Below are 22171 nucleotides of genomic sequence, written 5' to 3' on the forward strand. Positions count from 1 at the left end.
TCCTCATCCGAGCAGCACCGCCACGTCCCCGTCCTGCGGCGTCGGGCCGTTCGTCCGCGTCATGGGGAGCAGTCGGCCGTCGCCACGCACCAGGAAGAGCACATCGGTGCCGTCGGGGAGCGGTCCCCTTACGTGGTGCGTCAGGACACGGGCACCTCGGTCGTGGCGGCGCGTCAGCTCGGCTCCGGTCAGCGCCGCGCCGAAGAGCACCTGGCCACCCGAGTACGGGGCGACGACGCCCTCGCTGTCCACGGGCGGCGCCAGCCGGTAGACCGTACCCTCGACGCTGCCCGCCAGATGCGTGGCGGCCAGGGCGTTGAAGTCGTCCTCCTCGGTGAGCAGCAGGACCCCGGTGAGACCTTCCAGCTCGGCACCGGCACCCGTGGCCGCCGCGAACAGCTCCCCGGGGGCGAGTTCGAGGCCTGCGGCGGCGATCCTCTTCCGTTCGTCCTCGTGCCCCGCCCACATGACGACCTCCAGCCCCGCGGACCGCAGCGCCTTCCCCAGATCGACCACCCACGGGGCGCCGCCCACGAGCAGGGGACGGGAGCGTGCCGAGCGCAGCACGCCCAGCCATCGCGCCATCGGCGCGGCGGTCAGCCCGTACAACGTGACCGTCGCCGTGATCACCACGAAGGCGGCGGGCAGGATCTTCGAGGCGCCGCCGATCCCCTTGTCGACGAGCGACACCGAGAAGGTCGAGGCGCTGGAGGCGGCCACGATGCCGCGTGGCGCCATCCACCCGAGGAAGCCCCGCTCCCCGCGCGTCAGATCCGTACGCAGGGACGCCACCAGCGCCGCCACGGGTCTGGTCACCAGGACGAGGACGGCGACGATCCCGAGCGTCGGCAGCACGACGTGCCGCAGCGAGCTCGGGGTGACCGTGGCGGAGATGGAGATGAACAGCAGCCCGATGATCAGCTGGACGAGTGTTTCGAAGAAGGGTTTGCGGGCGGGGACGTCGGCGCCGGGCAGGTTCGCCACGGCCAGACCCATCAGGACGGCCGCGATGAGCCCGGCGTCGTCGCGGATGATGTCGCAGGCGGCGGCGACCCCGACCACCGCCGCCAGCTGCACCGTCGTACCCAGCACCTCGCCCAGCCGAAGCCTGCGCAGCAGCGGGAACAGCACGGCCGACCCGACGGCACCGCCCACCACGCCGACCGCGGCGCTGGCGAGGAAGAACCCGAGCCGACTGCCGAGGCCATGGTGCAGGCCGGCCTCCACCCCGTGGAAGACCAGCGCACCCAGGATGCCGCCCACCGGGTCGATCAGGGACCCCTCCCAGACGAGGATCCGCTGGATGCGGTCGGTGGGGCGTACGAAGTTGAGCAACGGGGCCACCACCGTGGGCCCGGACACGACCACGATCGCCCCCAGCATCACCGCCGCGCTGGATGACATCCCGAGCAGGGGGACGGCGAGCAGCGCCGCCGACGCCCACGTGACCAGCACACCGAACCAGAGCAGCCGCACCACGACCCGCCGGGTGTGGGCGGCGAACCGGCGCAGATCGAGTCCCAGCCCGGCGTCGTACAGGATCACCGCGACGGCCAGCGAGACCAGCGGGGAGAAGGTGCTGCCCAGCAGTCGCTCGGGGTTGACGGTGTCCGTCAGAGCGCCGGCGGTGAAACCGACCGGCAGCAGCACCACCAGTGCCGGGATCCGCAGCCGGCTTGCCAGCACCTGTGAGCCGACCGCCAGGACGACGATCAGGCCGAGGCCCATGAGCACCTGGTCGGTCGTCACCGCGGTGCCTTCCGGAATTCATCCAACTGGTCGCGCATCAGATGACGCGGACCGGCGGTCACGGCAGCGTGGGCCGAAGAGGCCACAGGTCTCCCGCTGACTTCCCGCACAGACGAGGACTCGTCGCCATGATCTGTCGTCGCCAGGCCGGCATCCGGGCCGGAGCCGTCGTTCTCATGCTCGCCGCCGCGGGCTGCACGCACTCCGCCATGGGCACGATCGTCTACACGACGCCGGCCAAGCGGGAGGTGGTGATCCAGAGCCCGGCCGGCAACGCATGCCATCGCCTGCCGGGCGGCGCCTACCGCGTGGTCAACTACACGCTCTACGACATCCGGCTCTACACCAACGCGGACTGTGTGCTGACGTCGGCCGGTAAGGACCAGAGCGGTCAGACCGGCGGCGAGAGCTTCTACCTCGCGACGCAGTCGTCCGTCGGCTTCACGCCCGGCCAGTCCCCGTGGCTGAGCTACTACGTCGTCCCCGGTAGCGGCTGAGTCTGCGGCCGGCACCTCAGGACGCGGCCTCGGCCGCTTCGAGCGAGGCGAGGACGGCCTGGACGGGGAGACGTCCGGAGGCGACCAACTGCGCTCCGCCACGGCGCAGGGCGGCGGCGAAGGGCGCGGCCCACAGGTTCTCGTAGATCAGCAGGCCGGCGGAGTTGCCGGGTTCCACGGCGGCGGCGGCCTCCTCGATGTCGTCCTGGCCCAGCAGGCCGGATTGGACGCCTTCGAAGATGGCGAGGTCGAGGTTGCCGTCACCGGTGAGATCGGCGATCTCCAGGGCGGTCACCGAGCCGTCCTCGTCCTTCCTGATGAACACCAGGTCGAGGATGCGAATGATGCCGCGGTCCACGAGATCGACCAGCAGCGGGAAGCCCTCGCCTGTCATTCGGTTGCCGGGGAACTCCACCACCACGTAGTCGATGGGTCCCATCTCGTCGAATTGCTCGCTCACGGCGTCACCTCTGGTGCTCGTGGGCCCCCTGAATGCCATTGCATCACCGGGCGCCGGTCGTCGCACCCGGTACGGCTTTCACCCCGACGGCCCCTCCTGCCTCGCCCGGTGGCTCCGGCCGGGATCTGCTCGAAGGCATGACGAGCAGCGACATGCCCCCACCGGAACCGGAGCGCCCTCCCGCGACTCCTTCCGACGATCGGCGCCACTCGCAGCAGGAAGGCAGCGAGCTGGACGAACTGCGGCGCCGGGTAAGCCAGTTGGAAGGCACCCGGCGCGAGCCGAGGCACTGGCTGCGGGCGCTGGGCTCGGTCCTGCTGATCATCCTGGCGTCCGTGCTGGCACTGCTCGCCGTGGTCGCGGTCTGGGCGAACAGCATCGTCCGGGACACCGACCGTTATGTCGCGACCGTGGCGCCGCTGGCCTCCAATCCCGACGTCCAGCAGGCGGTCACGACCCGGGTCACCGACGCCGTACTCAAGCAGATCGACGTGGACTCTCTGGTCGCGCAGCTGAGTCAGGCGGCGGCGCAGAAGGGCGTGCCCCCCAGGGCCGCGAGCCTCATCGGCGATCTGAGCGGTCCCATCAACAGCGGTCTGAAGGAGCTGGTGAGCAGCACCGTGATGCGGGTGGTCTCCAGCAGCGCCTTCGAGAAGGCCTGGACGGACGCCAACCGCCGGGCCCACACCGCCGTGGACAAGGCGCTGACGGGCTCGGCCGACACCGCGCTGACGCTGAAGAACAATCAGGTCGCCATCGACGTCGCGCCCATCGTGGCCCAGGTGAAGGACCGACTGGTCAGTTCGGGATTCGGGGCGGCCGCGAAGATCCCGGACGTCCACACGGACTTCGTCGTGGTCGAGGGGAAGGACGTCGGCAAGATCAAGTCGTATCTGAGGGTGCTTCAGATCATCGGCAACTGGCTGCCCATCATCGCGGTGCTGATCGCCGCCGCGGGCGTGTTCCTGGCGTCCCATCGCCGGCGGGCGCTGATCGGGGCCGCGCTCGGGGTGTTCGCCGCCATGGTGGTCCTGGGCCTGTGCCTCACGGTCTTCCGCGCGATCTATCTGGACCATCTGCCGCCGGGAACGAACGCGGACGCCGCGGGCGCCGTCTACGACTCGCTGGTGAAGTTCCTGCGCTCCAGTGTGCGGGCGGTCGGGGCGCTGGCCCTGGTCACGGCCCTGGGCGCGTTCTTCATCGGCCCGTCCCGCGCCGCAGTCTTCACGCGTCACTTCTGCAGCAGGGGCATCGGCGCAGGGCGGGACGTGGCCGCCTCGGCGGGGCTGCGGCTGGGCGCGGTGGGCCGGTTCGTGCACCGCTACAAGCGGTGGATCGGGGCCGCGATCCTGGCGGTGGCCGCGATCGTCCTGTTCACCTGGAGCTACCCGACCACGGCGGTCGTGATCTGGACGGCGGTGATCGTGCTGGTGGCCTTCGCGATCCGCGAGTTCCTGGACACGGCGCCCGCGTGACACGCTGTCAGCCCGGCGGTGACCGCTGTGCCGCGCGCTCGTCCCGACGCTCGCGCACGCGGCGCCAGATCGCCCGCTGGCACTTGAGCGTGGCGGCGCCGACCACGATCAGGATGCCGATGTTGAGCAGCAGTTGCAGAAACGAGCCCCAGGCCTCGTCCCAGTCGGCGAACGCGCACGAGACCCCGATGTCGGCCCCCGCGGGAATGGTGGTGACCGAGATGAAGACACCGAGCAGGGCGCTGGTGCGGGCCTCCGCCAGGGACACGATGCCCACGACGCCGGCCAGCACCGCGACCACCACCGAGAAGAAGTCCGGCGTGTCGATCAGGTGCGACACGGGCCTGATCCCCAGGTCGAACGCCGGTGGCTGCAGGTCGTAACCCCGCACGAGCAGGCCGAACAGGAAGGTGCAGACGATCGCCAGCAGGAACCCGACGAACAGGGCGGCGAGCCCCCGCCGGATCCGGGTGCCGGAGCGCCGGTCGACACCGAGCGCGACGCTGGTGATCGCCCCGTATTCCGGTCCGACGACCATGGCCGCGACGATGAGGATCTGGGAGTTGGTGATGATGCCGACCGCACCGATGATGCCGGCGATTGCCAGGAACAGGTAGAAGCTCGGCGGATAGCGGCCCTCGGCCCGGATCCTGGCCTCCACCTGCTCCCATACCGGCGCCCGCAGCCGGGACCCGAGCTCCTCCGCCCCGGCCGTGGCCGCACGCTCGGAGAAGGCGATGTCGACCGGCGCCAGGACGATGGATCCGCGGTGCTCCAGCTTCAGGTCGCGCAGGCCCCTGAGCACCTCGTTCGCGGCCCCGGTCAGCACGTCGCACTCGATCGCGTCGCCGTCGGGGTTGCGTACGCGGTCGCGGTGCAGGACGAGATTGAGGACACACGGCTCGGTGCTGAGCAGTGCCATCGCCCGTTCCGTGAGATCCGGCGGGGACACCGCCCGGACATGCAGCATGTCCATCGGAACCTCCGAGTCTCGAGGCGCTCATCCATTAACACGGCGACGCCGGGGCCCGGCAAATCGGCACCGCCGATGCCAAGCCGCTCCGCGCGCGGGAACCCGGGCCCTGCCGGAAGGTGGGAGCATGCCGACGTCCCACGAGCTCAGCGAGGCCGGCTTCCGGTCGCTGTACCGGCGTCTGCGCAGCACCGCTCCCGGTGCCGCGTCCCCGCGGGGTGCCCTGGACACCCTCACCTCCGAGCGGTTGCTGGCCGCCGTACGCGAGGTGCGTTCGGGCCGTACGATCTCGCTGGCCGCCCCCGTGAACACCCTCGCCGGGCCTGACGACCCGGAGCCCGCCGAGCACCGGCTCACCGCTCCGCCGGGCGGCGTTCCGGGACGGGGCCTGGACTTCGCCCGGGACCGCTTCGCCATGGACGTCCACAGCGATGTCAACAGCCACATCGACGCCCTGTGCCACGTCATCTACGACGGCACCCTGCACGGCGAAGTCCCGGCCGCCGACGCCCTTTCGCCCGACGGGGCGAGCGCCCTGTCGCTCGACCTGGCCCGGGACGGCATCGTGGGACGCGGCGTGCTGCTGGACATCCCGGGACTGCACGGCCTCCCCTGGCTCGAGCCCGGATCCCACGTCACCGCGGAGGACCTCGCCGCCGCCGAGGCCCGGCAAGGCGTCCGGGTCGGCCCCGGCGACATCCTGCTCGTACGCGTCGGACACCGGCGGCGCCGCGAGGAGCGGGGGCCGTGGGACGCGGCCGGTGCACGGGCCGGGCTGCATCCGGCCGCCCTGGAGTTCCTGGCCGAGCGGGAAGTGGCGGTGCTCGGCAGTGACGGCAACAACGACACGGCGCCCAGCACCACACAGGGCGTGGCCTTTCCTGTGCACGTGCTCGCCGTTCACGCCATGGGGCTGCACCTTCTGGACTACCTGCGATTCGAGGATCTCGTACCGGTCTGCGTCCAAGAAGGGCGCTGGTCGTTCCTGTGTGTGATCGCGCCGCTGCGGCTGCCTCTCGCGACCGGCTCCCCGGTCAATCCGCTCGCCGTGCTGTGAGACCGCTGTGAGACCCCGGCCGCCCCGCGCTCAGGACGTCAGCTGATATCAGGACGTCAGCTGGTAGATGCTCCTGCCCACCAGATACAGCCCCAGCAGCAGCGACAGGCCGACGAGCGCCTGGTCCTGGTGAGTCTGAATCCAGGTGCGCAGCTTTCCGAGCCGTACGCGGGCGGCGTCGGGGGCGAACGTCGCGTAGATCTCCATCGCCAGCAGGCTGCTGGTGGCCAGAAGGCAGTAGCCGAACAGGGCCACGAAGGAGGAGGCATGGGAAAGGTCGGCATGCACCACCGTCGCCGCGCCCGCCGCTACGAACCCCCACGGCTGCAGGAGCGGCGCCAGCCCCGCCGCGGTCCACAGGGAGATCCGGTCGAGCCGCGACATCATCCCGCCGGAGGGCTTGGGCCGGCGGGATGACCGGTGGCGGTGCTCGGCGTACCAGAGCAGCCCCACACCGATGGCGAGCCGGGCAGCGAGCGAGGCCGTGGAGGGCGGGGACTTGGGAGCCGGAGGCTCACCGCCGGTGGTGAGCAGTACCGCGGCGAGAACGGCCACGAAGGAGGCAAGCCAGGCGAGGATGAAGACCAGGCCCTTCCAGATCCCGCGACGCGCCGACAGCACCAGGACGAACGCGGTCACCGGCAGCGGATCGACAGCGATCGCCAGGCCGATGAGCATCAGGTCAAGCACCATCGCTGCCCCCGAGGGTCCGCGCGGGGCCCGCCGCGTGGCCCATCCCGCTCATGGCCTCATCGTCACCGCCCCGCCGGACGCCCACAAATCCTTGGCGCCCGCAGCTGCCGGCCCGGCCGCGCTGTCACTCGTACGGCCCCCGCCGCGCCCGCGCCACGGGCTGGGCAAGGGACCCGGACAGGACGGCCCGCCCTCGCGGGCCGGCCAGGAGCGGCGGCGCCGGGGCGCCTCGGTCCGGGCCCGGCTTCTTGGGCTGCGTGCCCGGGCCGAGGCACGGTTCCCGGTGATCACGCATCTCATGGCGCACCTGATCTCGGTGAACGTGCTGGACTCCGCGACGCGGCTGGCCGCCCAGACGTTCCTCACGGCGGTACCGCTGCTCTTCGTCGTGGCCTCCGTCACCCCGCAGGCGCTGCGCGACCAGTTCGTCAGCTCCGTGCACGACGTCTTCGGACTGACCGGAAGCGCGGACGGCCAGTTGAAGAAGGTCTACCTAGGGGATGAGTCCGAACTGCGCCAGAGCGCCGGCGTCGTCAGCGGGCTGATGGTGCTGATCTCGGCCACCGCGTGCAGCCGTGCCATGCAACGGCTCTGCGAGCGCGCCTGGAGGCTTCCGAGAGCGGGCGCGAGGGTCGCCGCGTGGCGTTGGATCGCCTGGCTCGCCGCGTGGCTGGTCATGATCGGGCTGCAGGGGCCCCTGCGGGACGGCTTCGGCCACGGACTGTGGCTGGGCCTGCCGCTCCTGCTGGCCACCGAGGTCGGCATGTGGTGGTGGACCCAGCACCTGCTGCTGACCGGTCGCGTGCCGTGGCTGCCGCTGCTGCCGGGTGCCCTCCTGACAGGAACGGCCCTGAGCGTCCTCACCTTGGCCGCGCACCTGTACGTGCCCAGAGCGCTCAACCACAGCCTCGACAAGTACGGATCGCTGGGCGCGGTTTTCACCATGCTGTCGTGGCTCATCGCGCTGTGCGTGGTCGTGACCCTCTGCATCACCGCCGGAGCGGTCATCGCACGCGAACCCGCGGTGTCGCGGCGCCTGGGTACACCCAAGTCGCCGGGAGCACCCTCCGGCGATACGTTTGTAGCTGGATAACAGCCCAACAAACGTTTGCAGCTGGACAACAGCCCACCAATTCACCCGGCAGGACCGGAGCGTGCTCCGAGGACGGCGGCCGGCATGAGCGACGCGCAGCACTATGACGTCATCATCATCGGAACCGGCGCGGGCGGTGGCACTCTCGCCCATCGACTGGCGCCCAGCGGCAAAAACATCCTCATTCTCGAACGGGGTGACTATCTCCCCCGTGAACGAGCCAACTGGGATTCCACGGCGGTCTTCGTCAAGGGAAAGTACCGCGCTCCTGAATTCTGGTACGACAAGCACGGAAACCAGTTCCCGCCAGAGGTCAATTACTACGTGGGCGGAAACACCAAGTTCTACGGAGCGGCGCTGTTCCGACTGCGCCCCGAGGATTTCGGTGAACTCCGCCATCACGACGGCGTCTCGCCCGCCTGGCCGCTGCGGTACGAGGACCTGGAGCCGTACTACACACAGGCCGAACACCTCTACCTGGTGCACGGCCGGCACGGCGAGGATCCCACCGAGGGGCCCACGAGCGCGCAGTACGCCTATGAGCCGGTCCAACACGAGCCGCGCATCCAGCAGTTGAGCGACGACCTGGAGAAGCGGGGGCTGCACCCGTTCCATCTCCCGATCGGAGTGAACCTCACCCAGGACGACCGGGGACGGGCGACTCACGACAGCGTGTGCATCCGCTGCGACCGCGTCGACGGCTTCCCCTGCCTGGTGGGCGCGAAGTCCGACGCCCAGGTCATCTGCGTCGACCCCGCGCTGCGGTACGACAACGTCGAGTTGGTCACCGGCGCCGAGGTCCGGCGCCTCGTCACGGACCCGGCCGGCCGGAGTGTCACCTCGGTCGTCGCGGCTCTGCAGGACGGTTCGACGGCGGAGTTCAGCGCCGACATCGTGGTCGTCGCCTGCGGTGCGGTCAACTCGGCGGTCCTGCTGCTGCGTTCGGCCGGCGACGGGCACCCGGACGGCCTGGCCAACAGCTCGGGTGTGGTGGGCCGTTACTACATGCGGCACAACAACCTGGCGCTGATGGCCGTGTCCAAGGAGCCGAACGACACCAAGTTCCAGAAGACGCTGGCCCTGCACGACTGGTACCTGGGATCCGACGACTGGGACTACCCGCTCGGCGGCATCCAGATGCTCGGCAAGTCGGACTCCGACCAGATCCACGGGGAGGCGCCCCGTTGGGCCGGTACCGTCTCCCCCGACATGCCCTTCGAGGTGCTCGCCCACCACGCGGTCGACTTCTGGCTGTGCGGTGAGGATCTGCCCGCGGCCGACAACCGCGTCACCCTCGACCGGGACGACGCCGTGCATCTGGCCCTGGACGAGAAGAACAACATCGCCGGGCTGAAGCGTCTGCGGCACAAGCTGCAGGGGATGCTCAGTCACCTCGGGATGCACGAACACCATCTGCTGTCGCACAGCATCTACCTGCACAAGGGGATGCCCATCGGCGCCACGGCACATCAGGCGGGCACCGTCCGCTTCGGCAGCGACCCGGCAAGCTCCGCGCTCGACGTCAACTGCAAGGCCCACGACCTCGACAACCTCTATGTCGTCGACACGAGCTTCTTCCCGAGCATCGGGGCGGTCAATCCGTCACTGACGGCCATCGCCAACGCTCTGCGTGTGGGCGACCACATCGTGGAGCGCCTGCAATGAGCGAGAACAACCCCACCGGCCACGCCATACGGCACCGCACCCCGAAGGAGCGGGCCGCGCTCGGCAAGGCCGCCCGGTCCGACGCCCCCCGGTCCGCGCACGCCGAGTTCACGCCGCCACCGAAGCGCACCGATCCGGTGGACGTCATCGAGGCGCAGTCGGCGAAGCGCGTCCCGGAGCTCGTACCGATCCGCTACGGCAGGATGAGCGAATCACCGTTCCGCTTCTACCGCGGAGCCGCCGCCATCATGGCCGCGGACCTTGCCGACACCCCACGCACCGGTATCAGGGCGCAGTTGTGCGGCGACGCGCACATGCTGAACTTCCGGCTGCTCGCCTCTCCGGAACGCCGCCTGATGTTCGACATCAACGACTTCGACGAGACACTGCCCGGCCCGTGGGAGTGGGACGTCAAGCGCCTGTCCGCCAGCCTGGTCATCGCGGGCCGGGCGAACGGCTTCAGCTCCAAGGAGCGGGCGTCGGTGGTGCGGGCGGCCGTGCGGTCCTACCGGGAGCGGATGCGGAGCTTCGCGGGGCTGGGCAATCTCGACGTCTGGTACACCCGCTTCGAAGCGGACGAGATGCAGGAGCAGTTCGCCCCGGTGCTCGGCGCCGAGGACCGCGACCGCTGGGAGCGCGCCCGGGAGCGGGCCCGCTCGCACGACACGCTGCAGGTCTTCGACAAACTCACCCGCCTCGTCGACGGAAAGCGCCGGATCGCTCCCGACCCGCCCCTCCTGGTACAGCTGGAGGATCTGCTTCCGGAGACCGAACGCGGCCAGCTGGTGAAGGAGATCAGTCGGCTGATCGAGCGGTACGGCCACTCCCTGCAGTCCGACCGCCGGTTCCTTCTGGAGAGCTACCGCGTCGCCGACATCGCGCGCAAGGTCGTCGGGGTGGGCAGCGTGGGAACCCGCTGCTGGATCGTGCTGCTGCTCGGCAAGGACGACGAGGACCCGCTGTTCCTGCAGGCCAAAGAGGCCGACGAGTCGGTGCTGGCGCCCTACGCCGGCGCCGCCGCCTTCCGCACCCAGGGCGAGCGCGTCGTCGCCGGCCAGCGGCTGATGCAGGCCACCAGTGACATCTTCCTGGGCTGGGAACGCACGCAGGGCATCGACGGCCGGCGCCGGGACTTCTACGTACGGCAGCTGCGGGACTGGAAGGGCATCGCCGTGGCCGAAACCATGTCGCCGCAACAGATGGCCCTGTTCGGTGAGCTGTGCGGCGCCACGCTGGCCCGCGCCCACGCCAGGTCCGGCGACCGGATCGCGATCGCCGCGTACCTGGGCCGCGGCGACGTCTTCGACCGCGCGCTGGCGACGTTCGCGGAGCTGTACGCCGACCAGAACGAGAAGGACCACCAGGCCCTGGTCGATGCCATCCAGGCGGGACGGGTCCCCGCCGAAGCGGCCTGAAGGGAGACTGTCATGGACCGCTACCCGCCCATCGCCGACCACGGACTGATCGGGGACCTGCAGACCGCTGCCCTGGTGACCTCCGAGGGCGTGATCGACTGGTTCGCGGCACCGCGCTTCGACTCACCCAGCATCTTCGCGTCCCTGCTGGACCACGACCGCGGCGGACACTTCCTGTTCGCGCCCACCTCCTCCGAGGTGACGCGCCGACAGCTCTACTATCCCGACACCGCCGTCGTCGTGACCCGCTTCATGTCTCCCGACGGGGTCGGTGAGGTCATCGACCACATGCCGGTCATCCAGTCGCGGACACCGTCCGACCGGCACACCTTGGTGCGCGCCGTACGGACGGTGCGCGGTACCGTCCGTTTCGACCTGGAGTGCCGCCCGCGCTTCGACTACGCCCGGGCCGACCACGCACTCGATCTGACCGACGGGGCCGCCACCTTCCGGGCTCCGGGTACGACCGCGTACCTGCAGACCACCTTCCCGGTGGAACGGGACGGCCGGGACGTCCGGGGCACGATCACACTGCAGGCAGGTCAGGCGGCCGCCGCCGTGTTCACCGTGTGCGGCCCGGACGGTGAGGCACCGCCACCGCCGACCGTCGACGGGATCACCGAGGATCTGTGGAACACCGTCGACTTCTGGCAGCGCTGGGTGCGTACCTCCCGGTACCGCGGCCGCTGGCCGGGCATGGTGAACCGCTCGGCCATCACCCTCAAACTGCTCACCTACGCCCCGAGCGGTGCCCCGGTCGCCGCCGCGACGATGGGTCTGCCCGAGCAGATCGGCGGCGAGCGCAACTGGGACTACCGCTACACATGGGTGCGGGACGGCTCGCTGTCCGTCCGGGCGCTGCTCGACCTGGGTTTCATCGAGGAGGCCTCCCAGTTCATCGGCTGGCTCGGGGACCGGCTGCGGGACCGTGAGGTAGCGGACGGGGAACCGCTGCAGATCATGTACCGGGTCGACGGGGACCCCCATCTGACGGAGGAGATCCTCGAGCACTTCGAGGGCTACCGCGGGTCCAGCCCGGTGCGGGCCGGCAACGCCGCCGCCGACCAACTGCAGCTCGACATCTACGGCGAGGCCCTGTACGCCATGTCCGAGGGCATCGAGGAGATCGGCCAGCAGGCGGGCTACCACGGCTGGAAGGGACTCGCGCAGCTCATGGACTGGCTGGCGGACAACTGGGACCGGCCGGACGAGGGCATCTGGGAGACCCGTGGCGGACGCAAGGACTTCACCTACAGCCGCGTGATGTGCTGGGCGGCCTTCGACAACTGCCTGAAACTCGCCGAGGAGTTCAGGCGGCCGGCCGACACCCAGCGCTGGACCCGGGCCCGCGACACGATCCTCGAACAGGTCATGGAGCGCGGCTGGAGCCAGAAGGAGCAGGCGCTGGTCCAGCACTACGGCGGCGACGTCCTGGACGCCTCACTCCTGCTCGCCCCCCGGGTGCGCTTCATCGCCCCGCGGAGCCCCGGCTGGCTGTCCACCCTCGACGCCATCGACCAACGGCTCGTCTCCGACAGCCTGGTCTACCGCTACGACCCGGCGGCCTCCCCCGACGGACTGCGCGGCTCGGAGGGCACGTTCAGCCTCTGCACGTTCCTGTACGTCGACGCCCTCGCCCGGGCCGGCCGCCTCCCGCAGGCCCGCTACACCTTCGAGAAGATGCACACGTACGCGAACCATGTGGGGCTGTTCGCCGAGGAGATCGGCCCCAGCGGGGAGCAACTGGGCAACTTCCCGCAGGCGTTCACCCATCTGTCGCTCATCATGGCCGCGACGACTCTCGACGACGCGCTCGACCGGCTGGCCGCTCGCTGAACGCGGGGATCCGCGGGCCCTGCGGCAACAGCTGGGTCACGACGAAGGACACGACCGCCGCCAGCACCACGACCGCGACCGTGTCCACGTTGCCCAGCAGAAGGACCACCAGCACCACGCTGCTGACGGGCAGCCGCATGGCCGAGGTCACCGACGCCGCCATCCCGGCCGCCATGGCCGGCACCAGGCCGAAGCCGGGCAGCGGTGCCAGCAGGGCACCGGCCGCTCCGCCCAGGAACAGCGCGGGGAAGATGGGCCCGCCTCGCAGGCTGCCCAGGCAGAGCGCGTAGGCGAGGGCCTTGAACGCCAGTACAGCGACGAGGGCGCCCGCCGACCAGGCATGCGGGTCCTCGGCCAGCCGGGCCAGGGTGTCCTGCCCCGACAGGGCGACCTCGGACGGCGAACGGCCGGTGGCGACCGTGTAGAGGGCGATGCAGCCCGCCGCCCCGAGCGCGCAGAGGGTGGTGTTCCGTACCGTCCACGACGACACGAAGCCGGCCGCGTACCGCCCGCCCACGAACACCCAGTGGATCAGCAGCGCGATAGCCGGCGCCATCAGCAGCGCCCACAGGACGTCGCCCGCGTCGACCAGCGGCGCCTTGGGCAGTCCGATGTCCAGACTCCCGGTCTTCAAGCCGGTCCAGCGGCCGAACCCGGTGAACACCAGGTCCCCGATTCCGCTGGACAGCAGGGCCGGCAGCATCACCGCGAAGAGCTGCGGCCCGCCCACTCCGGCCACCTCCATCAGGAGTACCGCGCCCACCAGCGGGCTCCCGAAGAGCGCCGAGATGGCCGCCGCGGAGCCTGCCGCGCCCAGCAGCGCGGTGCTCGTCTCGGTCTGGGGCGCCCGTGCGAGGCTCGCGAAGAGCAGGGCAAGACTGCCACCCAGGGCGATCAGGGGCGCCTCGGGGCCCAGCACGGCGCCGAGCGGCAGGCTGAACAGGGCGGCGATGACGACACCGGGCAGCGCGTCCTTCGTGACCCCGCCCGAGTGCAGACCGCCCGCCGGGATGTGCCCGCCCCGCCCGGGAAGCCGTGCCACGACCAGGCCGACGACCACTCCGGACACCAGCAGCAGGGGGAACCCCCACCACCAGGGGGCCTGCTTCCAGCCCAGATCCCTGGGCCAGTCCGTCCAGATCAGCCGTTCCAGCTCCTGGAGCGCCACGAGGAACCAGAACGCGATCAACGCCACCGGGATGCCGATCAGCCCGCAGAACACCAGCGTCTTGCGGTACTCGGGCCGACCCAGCATGGTCCGCAGCTGGTCGGCTTCCTGGGGCTGACTCCCCGGCGCGGACACGGCGGCTTCCGACTTCGTCCCGGCGATGGGGCCCTCCTGGGCTCAGCGACTCGACAGGCGATTCATCCCATAACGGGACGAGGTTATCCGGCTTGTCCTCCATCGCCCGTCGCCACGCCGCCGACCCCCGACGGTGGCGAACACCGTGATCCACGCGGCCGACGGACGCCGCTGCGGGTCGCTGGTCGGTGAGTGTCGCACGTCGGTGTCAGCGTGTGCTGCCTCTGCGCAGGACCTTGTCGACGCCGACCGCGACGATGACGAGGGTCCCGGTCGCGACGTCCTGGTAGAGGCTGTCGATACCCGCCTGGGTGAGGCCGGAGCGGAGCACGGTGACGATGAGCGTTCCGATGAGCGTTCCGGCGACGCTTCCCCGGCCCCCGAAGAGGCTGGTCCCGCCGATGACCACCGCGGTGATGCTCTCCAGATTCGCCGTCTGGTAGGAGTTGGGGTCGGCGTTGGGGATGCGACCGAGGGCCTGCCAGGCGGCGATGCCGTAGAGGAGACCGGCGGTGATGTAGACCGACAGGACCGTGCGCCGCACGTTGATGCCGGTCAGGCGCGCGGACTCCGGTGCGTCGCCGACGGCGTAGATGTGCCGGCCCCAGGCCGTCTTGGTGAGCACGTACCAGAAGAACGCGTACAGCCCCACGAGCAGGAGCGTCCCCCAGGTGAACAGGACGCCGCCGAGGTGGACGCCGTTCCCCCAGAAGACAAGCAGATCGTTGGTCACCGGAAAGCTGCGGGAGTCGGAGTAGAGCCTGCCCGCGGCGTAGACGACGGTGAGTGCACCCAGGGTCACGATAAAGGGGGGCAGGCCCAGCCGGGCCACGAGCAGGCCGTTGACGAGCCCGAGGAAGGTCGTCACGACCAGGCCGAGCAGCAGCGCCGCCACGGGGCTGTTCCCCTCGAAGACGAGCTTGGCCATGACGAGCGTACCGAGGACCGCGATGGCCCCGTTCGACAGGTCGATGCCCGCGGTGAGGATGATCAGGGACTGACCCAGTGCCAGCGTGCCGATCACGATGGACTGCTGCAGCACCAGTGAAAGGTTCTCCGGTGCCAGGAACGTGTCCGTGGTGACCGAGAAGACCAGTACGGCGATGGCCAGGGCCGCGAGGGGGCCGACGGTCGGCGTGCGCAGGGCGTCCCGCAGCGCGTCCCGCAGCGCGACCCGCAGCGCGGTGCCCGGCTCGCTGTCGGCGGCGGGAGTGGTGGTGCCGCGAGATCTCATGATCCGTTACTGACCCCTTCGCCCGGTCGGCGTCCGAAGGTCACCCCCAGCAGTGTTGGAGTCCCCACTCCGTGTTCTGGGAGGCCAGTCCCCGCACCGGCTTGTCGGTGATGAGTTCCGTGCCCGTGTCCGTGAAGCCGGACGGTTTCTTCCCGTTCCTGGCGAAGTCGGTGACCGCGGCCACACCCAGGTCGGCCATCCTGACCGGGAACTGCATGACGGTGGCCGCGTACTTACCGGATCTGACGTCGCGCACGCCGTCGCATCCGCCGTCGATGGAGCCGACGGTCACCTGCCGGGTGAGACCGCGTGCCGCGAGGGCCGTGTAGGCGCCGTCGGCCACCGGTTCGTTGATGGTGTAGACCGAGTTCACGTCGCTCGTGCGCTGCAGCAGGTTCTCCATCGCGGTCTGCGCCCGATTGCGGTCGCCGTTGGTGATCGCCCGTCCGCGGATCGCCGGTGAGTCGTCCTTGATCCCGAAGCCGCTGAGGAAGCCGTCGTGACGCTGTTGGCTGACCGTGGAACCCTCCGTGCCGTCGAGCATGAACAGCTTGGGAGCCCGGTCGGCGAGCACGGCCCTGACATAGGCGCCCTGGAGGCGTCCGGCCTTCAAGTTGTCGGTCGCATACGTGGCGTCCGCCGCGTTCGCCGGGTCCGTCGCGGTGTCCAGCGCGATCACCAGGATGCCCTGCCGGCGGGCCTCCGCGATGGCGCCCAGGATCCCCGTCGTGTTCGACGGTGTGATCAGGATTCCCTCCACGTGGCGGGCGATGAGGCTCTCCACGGCGGCGACCTGGCCCTCGTTGTCGCCGTCGAACTTGCCGGACAGCGCGATGAGCTCGGCGTTGTTCTTCTTCGCCGCGTCCGCGGCGGCCTTGCGCAGGGTCACGAAGAACGGATTGGTCTCGGTCTTGGTCACCAGGCCGATCGTGACCTTCCGCGTCCCGTCGCCACCCGTGGAGTCCCGACTCCCGCCGCAGGCGGCGGCGCCGACCAGCAATGTGCCCACCAGAAGGAGCGTCGCCCCCTGTCGGGGGCGCCGTGGCCGGCTGCGCGTACGGACGGTGTGGTGGTGTGCCATCGGTGACACCCTCCTCCGGCCGGGTCCAGCGTCGTGGAAGCCTTAGCCTCTGCGATCTACACCATGTGTCCAGATTGTTGATAAATATCGCGCTGTGCCACTTCAGTCTCCGCTGCGGCGGCCTCATCCGACCTCCCACTCGATGCCGATGTCCCCGTTGCGTCCGTCCCCATGGGGGCGAAAATGGTGATCGGGACAGGGAGAGCCCTGGTCCTGTCACGGGGGTGGCCGGCCTCACCTGTGGTCGGGGCTCCACCGAGGCCGTGCGGCGGCATCGCGGTCGCGCGGAGAAGGTGAGGTTCGCGTGACTGGGCCGCCCCTGCTGGCGCTGCGCGGGATCTCCAAGCGGTTCGGCGCCGTCCAGGCCCTCAAGGACGTCGACCTGGAGGTGCGCGAGGGCGAGGTCGTCGCCCTTCTGGGGGACAACGGTGCCGGCAAGTCCACCCTCATCAAGGTCATCGCGGGTGTCGCCCCCGCCGACAAGGGCGTCATCGAGTGGGAGGGCCGGGTCGTCCAGATCAGGACCCCCCGGATCGCCCAGCGCCTGGGCATCGCGACCGTGTACCAGAACCTGGCGTTGTGCGACGAACTCGATGTCGCCGAGAACCTCTTCCTGGGGCGGGAGCGGCGGTGCCCCGGTGCCCGGGGCCGCCTGTTCCGGTTGATGGACAACGGCGGCATGCGCAGGGAGGCACGCGGGCAGCTCGACGCACTGGGCATCCGCGTCCCCGATGTGCGTGCTCCGGTCGCTTCACTGTCCGCGGGCCAGCGGCAGACCGTCGCGATCTCCCGCGCGCTCCTCGGCCGCCCGAAGGCCGTCCTCCTGGACGAGCCCACCGCGGCGCTCGGCGTCCCACAGGCCAGCCACGTACTCGACCTCGTCGACGAGCTCCGCGAACAGGGCGTCGGGGTGATCCTCATCAGTCACAACCTGGGAGACGTCAAGGCTGTCGCGGACGAGGCGGCGGTGCTGCGGCTCGGCCGCAACAACGGCTTCTTCCATGTGCCGACCACCCCACAGGAGCGGATCTTCTCCGCCATCGTCGGAGTCACGGGCAACGCCTGACTTCCGAGGGGTTCCGGGTTGGCCTTGGCGAGTAGGGAAACTGATTCGGACAACGTCGAAGGCCCCACTGCGAGCAGTGGGGCCTTCGACATCGTGCCCGGTGAGGCACTGGCGGAGGATACGAGATTCGAACTCGTGAGGGGTTGCCCCCAACACGCTTTCCAAGCGTGCGCCCTAGGCCTCTAGGCGAATCCTCCGCCGCAAACAATACAAGACGTTGAGGAGTGCTCGCGAACTCGTTCCCGCCCGCTCGGATCCTGTACTCTGTGCGGAGCCCCTCACGTGGCGCTATCTGACTGAACTCCCCCAGGGCCGGAAGGCAGCAAGGGTAGGTTGGCTCTGGCGGGTGCGTGGGGGGCGCTTGCGTTTGCGGGGGTTGTCGGGGATGTGATCTTCAAGGATCCCGGGGATCCCGGGGATCCCAAGGACGTGATCTTCGGGGATGCCGGGGATGCGCTGTCGGGCGGTCCTTGTTGTCAGTGGGCGCCTATAACCTCGTATGCGTGTCGTCTCTCGCGCTGTACCGCCGCTATCGCCCGGAGTCGTTCGCCGAGGTCATCGGGCAGGAGCATGTCACCGACCCGTTGCAGCAGGCGCTGCGGAACAACCGGGTCAATCACGCGTACCTGTTCAGCGGTCCGCGTGGATGCGGGAAGACCACCAGCGCGCGGATTCTCGCCAGGTGTCTCAACTGCGAGCAGGGGCCCACGCCCACGCCTTGCGGGGAGTGCCAGTCGTGTCGGGATCTCGCTCGGAACGGGCCGGGGTCCATCGACGTCATCGAGATCGACGCCGCCTCGCACGGCGGTGTCGATGACGCCCGTGACCTGCGGGAGAAGGCCTTCTTCGGGCCTGCCGGCAGCCGGTACAAGATCTACATCATCGACGAGGCCCACATGGTCACGTCGGCCGGTTTCAACGCGCTGCTGAAGGTCGTCGAGGAGCCGCCGGAGCACCTCAAGTTCATCTTCGCCACCACCGAGCCCGAGAAGGTCATCGGGACCATTCGGTCGCGGACGCATCACTATCCGTTCCGGCTCGTGCCGCCGGGGACGCTGCGGGAGTATCTGGGCGAGGTCTGTGGGCGCGAGGGCATTCCCGTCGAGGAGGGAGTGCTTCCCCTGGTCGTACGGGCCGGTGCGGGGTCCGTACGTGACTCCATGTCCGTCATGGACCAGCTGCTCGCGGGAGCGGGTGACGCCGGTGTGACGTATGCCATGGCGACCTCGCTGCTCGGGTATACGGACGGGTCGCTGCTCGATTCCGTGGTCGAGGCGTTCGCCGCGGGGGACGGCGCCGCTGCCTTCGAGGTCGTGGACCGGGTCATCGAAGGCGGTAACGATCCTCGGCGGTTCGTCGCCGACCTGCTGGAGCGGCTGCGGGATCTCGTCATCCTGGCCGCCGTTCCCGACGCCGCCGAGAAGGGGCTCATCGATGCCCCGGTCGATGTCGTCGAGCGCATGCAGGCCCAGGCCGGGGTCTTCGGCGCCGCTGAGCTGAGCCGCGCCGCCGACCTCGTCAACGAAGGGCTGACGGAGATGCGCGGCGCCACCTCGCCGCGGCTCCAGCTCGAACTCATCTGCGCGCGCGTGATGCTGCCCGCCGCGTACGGGGACGAGCGGTCCGTCATGGCCCGGCTCGACCGCATCGAGCGCGGGGTGAACTTCTCCGGTGGCGGCGGGGGCGCACCCGTCATGGGGTACGTGCCCGGGCCCGAGGTCCATGCCGCGGCGCCCATGCCGGCGGGTCAGGCGGGCCAGGCGATTCCTCCGGGGGGCGGGGCCGCGGCGGCTCGGGCTGCCGTACGGGGGCCCGGGGGAGGCGGTCCGGGAGCGGCTCCTGAGTCGACCGTGCCTGCGGCTCCTCCGGCGAGTGCGCCCCCTGCCGCTCCGGCGGCCCCACCCGCGGCTGCGCAGGCGCCGGCTCCGGCCGCCGCGCCCGCGCCCAGTGCTCCGGCGGCGGCCGCGCCCGGCGCCTGGCCCACCGCGACGGCCGCGGGCAGTGGCCGCCGACCCGGGGGATGGCCGACGGCGACCCCCGCGGGTGGGGGGCAGCCTCCGGCACCATCGGCTCCTGCTCCGGCGCCCGCGCCCACTCCGGCTGCCGCACCTGCTGCCGCCGCACCCGCACCGGCCGCCGCGCCTGCCCCCGGCGGTCCCGATCCCCGCATGCTGTGGCCGAACATCCTGGAGGCGGTGAAGAACCGCCGCCGGTTCACCTGGATCCTGCTCAGCCAGAACGCGCAGGTCACCGGCTTCGACGGTACGACCCTGCAGATCGGCTTCGTCAACGCGGGCGCGCGGGACAACTTCGCCAGCAGCGGCAGCGAGGACGTGCTGAAGCAGGCGCTGGCCGAGCAGTTCAACGTCCACTGGAAGATCGAGGCGATCGTCGATGCCTCGGGCGGCTCCGGCGGCATGGGCGGCTCCGCACCGTCGGCACCGGCCGGCTCCGGGTACGGCGGCGGTGGCGGTGGATACGGCGGTGGCGGTTACGGCGCGGCTCCGGCCGCCCCGCGCCCCGCGCCCCAGCAGCCACCGGCCCCTGCTCAGCGCCCCGCGGCTCCCCAGGGCGGCCCGTCCGCCGGCCATGCTCCGGCCGCGCCCGCCCCGACGCCCACCCCGCCTCCGGCTCACGAGCCGCCGCCGGTCGCCCCCGAGGACGACATCCCCGAGGACGACGACCCCGACCTCGACGAGTCCGCCCTCTCGGGCCACGACTTGATCGTCCGGGAGTTGGGGGCGACGGTGGTGGAAGAGTTCACGAACGAGTAGCAACGAGTAGCACGAGCAGTGCCGGAGTGGCATCGAGTACCACTCCGGTGAGTGGTGGGTAGCGCGGCTCCGGTGCGCGGTTCCGGTGAGCGGTGCGCGGTGCCTGGTGCCCAGTGCCCGGTGACGGCGGGGTGGCAGTTGCCAGCGGTCGGGGCCGTGCGGAGAGGAGCGCCTTCAGCGGCAGCGGCGTACGACTGCTTCATCGGTGGCCCTCGCGGGCGTACCGCTCCTTTACCGGCACCCCCACCGTCGTACGACCGCGTCCTGGGCGCGCCTCCAGCGACGTACGGCCGCCCCTTTACGAGCCCGCAAGCCCACGCTCCTGAGAGCAGCCTGCGAGCCCACGTGCCTGTGTGGCCGCGCGCCCACATGTCTGCGTGCCCAGGCAGGCCCGCGTACCCCAGCCCCCATCGCCCCATCCCCCCACCTCACCGGCCCCCTCCTCGGAGGATCCCACCAACCTCCCGCACCCCCCGCTTCGGAAGCCCCCACAAAGGCACCCGTCCCCGGCGGTTAGGCTGACCCCGTGAAGGTCCTCGTCATCGGTAGTGGCGCCCGCGAACACGCCCTGTGCCGTTCCCTGTCCCTCGATCCCGACGTCACCGCCCTGCACTGCGCCCCCGGGAACGCAGGCATCGCGGAGGTGGCCGAGCTGCACGCGGTCGACGCCCTCGACGGCGCCGCCGTGGCCGCGCTGGCTGCCGAGCTCGGCGCCGAGCTGGTGATCGTGGGCCCGGAGGCCCCGCTCGTCGCGGGGGTCGCCGACGCCGTGCGCGAGGCTGGCATCCCCTGCTTCGGCCCCTCGAAGGAGGCCGCGCAGCTGGAGGGCTCCAAGGCCTTCGCCAAGGACGTGATGGCGGGTGCGGGCGTCCCGACGGCACGCTCGTACGTCTGCACGACGCCCGAGGAGGTCGAGGAGGCGCTCGACGCCTTCGGAGCCCCGTACGTCGTGAAGGACGACGGCCTGGCGGCCGGCAAGGGCGTCGTCGTGACCGACGACCTCGCGAAGGCCCGCGACCACGCCAACGCCTGCGACCGCGTCGTCATCGAGGAGTTCCTCGACGGCCCCGAGGTCTCCCTCTTCGCGATCACGGACGGCGAGACAGTCGTCCCGCTGCAGCCCGCCCAGGACTTCAAGCGCGCGCTGGACAACGACGAGGGTCCGAACACCGGCGGCATGGGCGCGTACTCGCCCCTTCCCTGGGCGGACCCGAAGCTCGTCGAGGAGGTCATGGGGACCGTCCTCCAGCCGACCGTCGACGAACTGCGCCGCCGTGGCACACCGTTTTCCGGCCTTCTTTACGCGGGTCTGGCGATCACCAGCCGTGGCGTACGGGTCATCGAGTTCAATGCCCGCTTCGGCGACCCGGAGACCCAGGTGGTCCTCGCCCGTCTGAAGACCCCGCTCGCAGGCGTGCTCCTGGCCGCGGCGAAGGGCACCCTCGACGACCTGGCGCCGCTGCGCTGGAGCGACGACGCGGCCGTCACGGTGGTCGTGGCCTCGCACAACTACCCGGGCACCCCGCGTACCGGCGACCCGATCACCGGGCTCGACGAGGTGGCGGCCCAGGACGCCCCGTACGCGTACGTCCTGCACGCAGGGACGAAGCACGACGGCGACGCGGTGGTGAGCGCGGGCGGCCGTGTGCTCTCCGTCACGGCGACCGGCACCGACCTCACCGAGGCCCGCGAGCGTGCGTACGCGGCGGTCGCCCGCATCGGCCTCGACGGTTCGCAGCACCGCACGGACATCGCGGCGAAGGCGGCGGCAGAGGCGTAATCCCGGTCACACGCCGGTCG

17 protein-coding genes, 1 tRNA gene and 1 other RNA gene are annotated in these 22171 nt (G+C 70.6%); 11 read left to right on the forward strand and 8 right to left on the reverse strand.

Features of this window, described 5'->3' with window-relative positions; genetic code table 11:
• Positions 1 to 3: 3 nt before the first annotated feature.
• Positions 4 to 1749, reverse strand: coding sequence for a cation:proton antiporter (locus ACFY0T_RS25845; RefSeq protein WP_388874951.1), 1746 nt, complete (start codon positions 1747 to 1749; stop codon positions 4 to 6).
• Positions 1750 to 1877: 128 nt separating this feature from the next.
• Between ACFY0T_RS25845 and ACFY0T_RS25850 the strand changes: the two genes are divergently transcribed.
• Positions 1878 to 2246 carry a hypothetical protein gene (locus tag ACFY0T_RS25850; RefSeq protein WP_388874954.1) on the forward strand — a complete coding sequence of 123 codons (369 nt, stop codon included), beginning with the start codon at positions 1878 to 1880 and terminating at the stop codon, positions 2244 to 2246.
• Between the two features lie 16 nt (positions 2247 to 2262).
• Here ACFY0T_RS25850 and ACFY0T_RS25855 read toward each other — a convergent pair whose 3' ends face one another.
• Positions 2263 to 2685, reverse strand: coding sequence for a DUF6325 family protein (locus ACFY0T_RS25855; protein WP_388875169.1), 423 nt, complete (start codon positions 2683 to 2685; stop codon positions 2263 to 2265).
• A gap of 158 nt (positions 2686 to 2843) precedes the next feature.
• Here ACFY0T_RS25855 and ACFY0T_RS25860 point away from each other — a divergent pair, with 158 nt between their 5' ends.
• Entirely contained in the window at positions 2844 to 4181 is a 1338-nt protein-coding gene (locus tag ACFY0T_RS25860) for a hypothetical protein (RefSeq protein ID WP_388874957.1), read from the forward strand.
• A gap of 7 nt (positions 4182 to 4188) precedes the next feature.
• Here ACFY0T_RS25860 and ACFY0T_RS25865 read toward each other — a convergent pair whose 3' ends face one another.
• Positions 4189 to 5157, reverse strand: a complete 969-nt coding sequence (locus tag ACFY0T_RS25865) for a DUF389 domain-containing protein (RefSeq protein ID WP_388874960.1) — start codon at positions 5155 to 5157, stop codon at positions 4189 to 4191.
• Between the two features lie 124 nt (positions 5158 to 5281).
• On the opposite strand from ACFY0T_RS25865, the gene ACFY0T_RS25870 reads away from it, so the two are divergent.
• Positions 5282 to 6211: a cyclase family protein gene (locus tag ACFY0T_RS25870; RefSeq protein WP_388874963.1), complete on the forward strand. Its 930-nt coding sequence runs from the start codon at positions 5282 to 5284 to the stop codon at positions 6209 to 6211.
• 48 nt (positions 6212 to 6259) lie between these two features.
• On the opposite strand, the gene ACFY0T_RS25875 is transcribed toward ACFY0T_RS25870, so the two are convergent.
• The gene (locus ACFY0T_RS25875) at positions 6260 to 6904 is read right to left on the reverse strand and encodes a GAP family protein (RefSeq protein WP_388874966.1); all 645 of its coding nucleotides are present in this window, start codon (positions 6902 to 6904) and stop codon (positions 6260 to 6262) included.
• Here ACFY0T_RS25875 and ACFY0T_RS25880 point away from each other — a divergent pair.
• The 4 genes from ACFY0T_RS25880 (at position 6882) to ACFY0T_RS25895 (ending at position 12913) form a co-directional block, all read left to right on the forward strand.
• The gene (locus ACFY0T_RS25880) at positions 6882 to 7997 is read left to right on the forward strand and encodes a YhjD/YihY/BrkB family envelope integrity protein (RefSeq protein ID WP_388874969.1); all 1116 of its coding nucleotides are present in this window, start codon (positions 6882 to 6884) and stop codon (positions 7995 to 7997) included. The two genes, ACFY0T_RS25875 and ACFY0T_RS25880, sit on opposite strands and share 23 nt — an antisense overlap.
• A gap of 84 nt (positions 7998 to 8081) precedes the next feature.
• A complete protein-coding gene (locus tag ACFY0T_RS25885; RefSeq protein WP_388874972.1) occupies positions 8082 to 9662 on the forward strand; it encodes a GMC oxidoreductase in 1581 nt (526 codons plus the stop codon).
• A complete protein-coding gene (locus ACFY0T_RS25890; protein ID WP_388874975.1) occupies positions 9659 to 11077 on the forward strand; it encodes a DUF2252 domain-containing protein in 1419 nt (472 codons plus the stop codon). The genes ACFY0T_RS25885 and ACFY0T_RS25890 overlap by 4 nt, the downstream gene beginning before the upstream one ends.
• A gap of 12 nt (positions 11078 to 11089) precedes the next feature.
• A complete protein-coding gene (locus ACFY0T_RS25895; protein WP_388874978.1) occupies positions 11090 to 12913 on the forward strand; it encodes a glycoside hydrolase family 15 protein in 1824 nt (607 codons plus the stop codon).
• On the opposite strand, the gene ACFY0T_RS25900 is transcribed toward ACFY0T_RS25895, so the two are convergent.
• The 3 genes from ACFY0T_RS25900 to ACFY0T_RS25910 form a co-directional block, all read right to left on the reverse strand.
• On the reverse strand, positions 12861 to 14168 hold the full coding sequence (locus ACFY0T_RS25900; protein WP_388875172.1) for a chloride channel protein: 1308 nt from the start codon (positions 14166 to 14168) through the stop codon (positions 12861 to 12863). The two genes, ACFY0T_RS25895 and ACFY0T_RS25900, sit on opposite strands and share 53 nt — an antisense overlap.
• Positions 14169 to 14424: 256 nt before the next feature.
• Positions 14425 to 15450 (reverse strand): ABC transporter permease, encoded by a 1026-nt coding sequence (locus ACFY0T_RS25905; RefSeq protein WP_388874981.1) that lies wholly within the window; start codon positions 15448 to 15450, stop codon positions 14425 to 14427.
• 40 nt (positions 15451 to 15490) lie between these two features.
• A complete protein-coding gene (locus tag ACFY0T_RS25910; protein ID WP_388874984.1) occupies positions 15491 to 16531 on the reverse strand; it encodes a substrate-binding domain-containing protein in 1041 nt (346 codons plus the stop codon).
• Between the two features lie 304 nt (positions 16532 to 16835).
• On the opposite strand from ACFY0T_RS25910, the gene ACFY0T_RS25915 reads away from it, so the two are divergent.
• Positions 16836 to 17597 carry an ATP-binding cassette domain-containing protein gene (locus ACFY0T_RS25915; protein ID WP_388874987.1) on the forward strand — a complete coding sequence of 254 codons (762 nt, stop codon included), beginning with the start codon at positions 16836 to 16838 and terminating at the stop codon, positions 17595 to 17597.
• Between the two features lie 109 nt (positions 17598 to 17706).
• Here ACFY0T_RS25915 and ACFY0T_RS25920 read toward each other — a convergent pair.
• Positions 17707 to 17794: transfer RNA gene (locus ACFY0T_RS25920), tRNA-Ser, on the reverse strand.
• A 72-nt stretch (positions 17795 to 17866) separates the two neighbouring features.
• On the opposite strand from ACFY0T_RS25920, the gene ffs reads away from it, so the two are divergent.
• The 3 genes from ffs to purD all read left to right on the forward strand — a co-directional run bounded on the left by ffs (position 17867) and on the right by purD (position 22151).
• An RNA gene (gene ffs / locus ACFY0T_RS25925) (signal recognition particle sRNA small type) lies at positions 17867 to 17965 on the forward strand.
• Between the two features lie 135 nt (positions 17966 to 18100).
• Positions 18101 to 20371 carry a DNA polymerase III subunit gamma and tau gene (locus ACFY0T_RS25930; protein WP_388874990.1) on the forward strand — a complete coding sequence of 757 codons (2271 nt, stop codon included), beginning with the start codon at positions 18101 to 18103 and terminating at the stop codon, positions 20369 to 20371.
• Between the two features lie 526 nt (positions 20372 to 20897).
• Entirely contained in the window at positions 20898 to 22151 is a 1254-nt protein-coding gene (gene purD / locus ACFY0T_RS25935; RefSeq protein ID WP_388874993.1) for a phosphoribosylamine--glycine ligase, read from the forward strand.
• Positions 22152 to 22171: the final 20 nt, after the last annotated feature.

This window comes from Streptomyces sp. NPDC001530 (assembly GCF_042894545.1).
Taxonomy (GTDB): Bacteria; Actinomycetota; Actinomycetes; order Streptomycetales; family Streptomycetaceae; genus Streptomyces.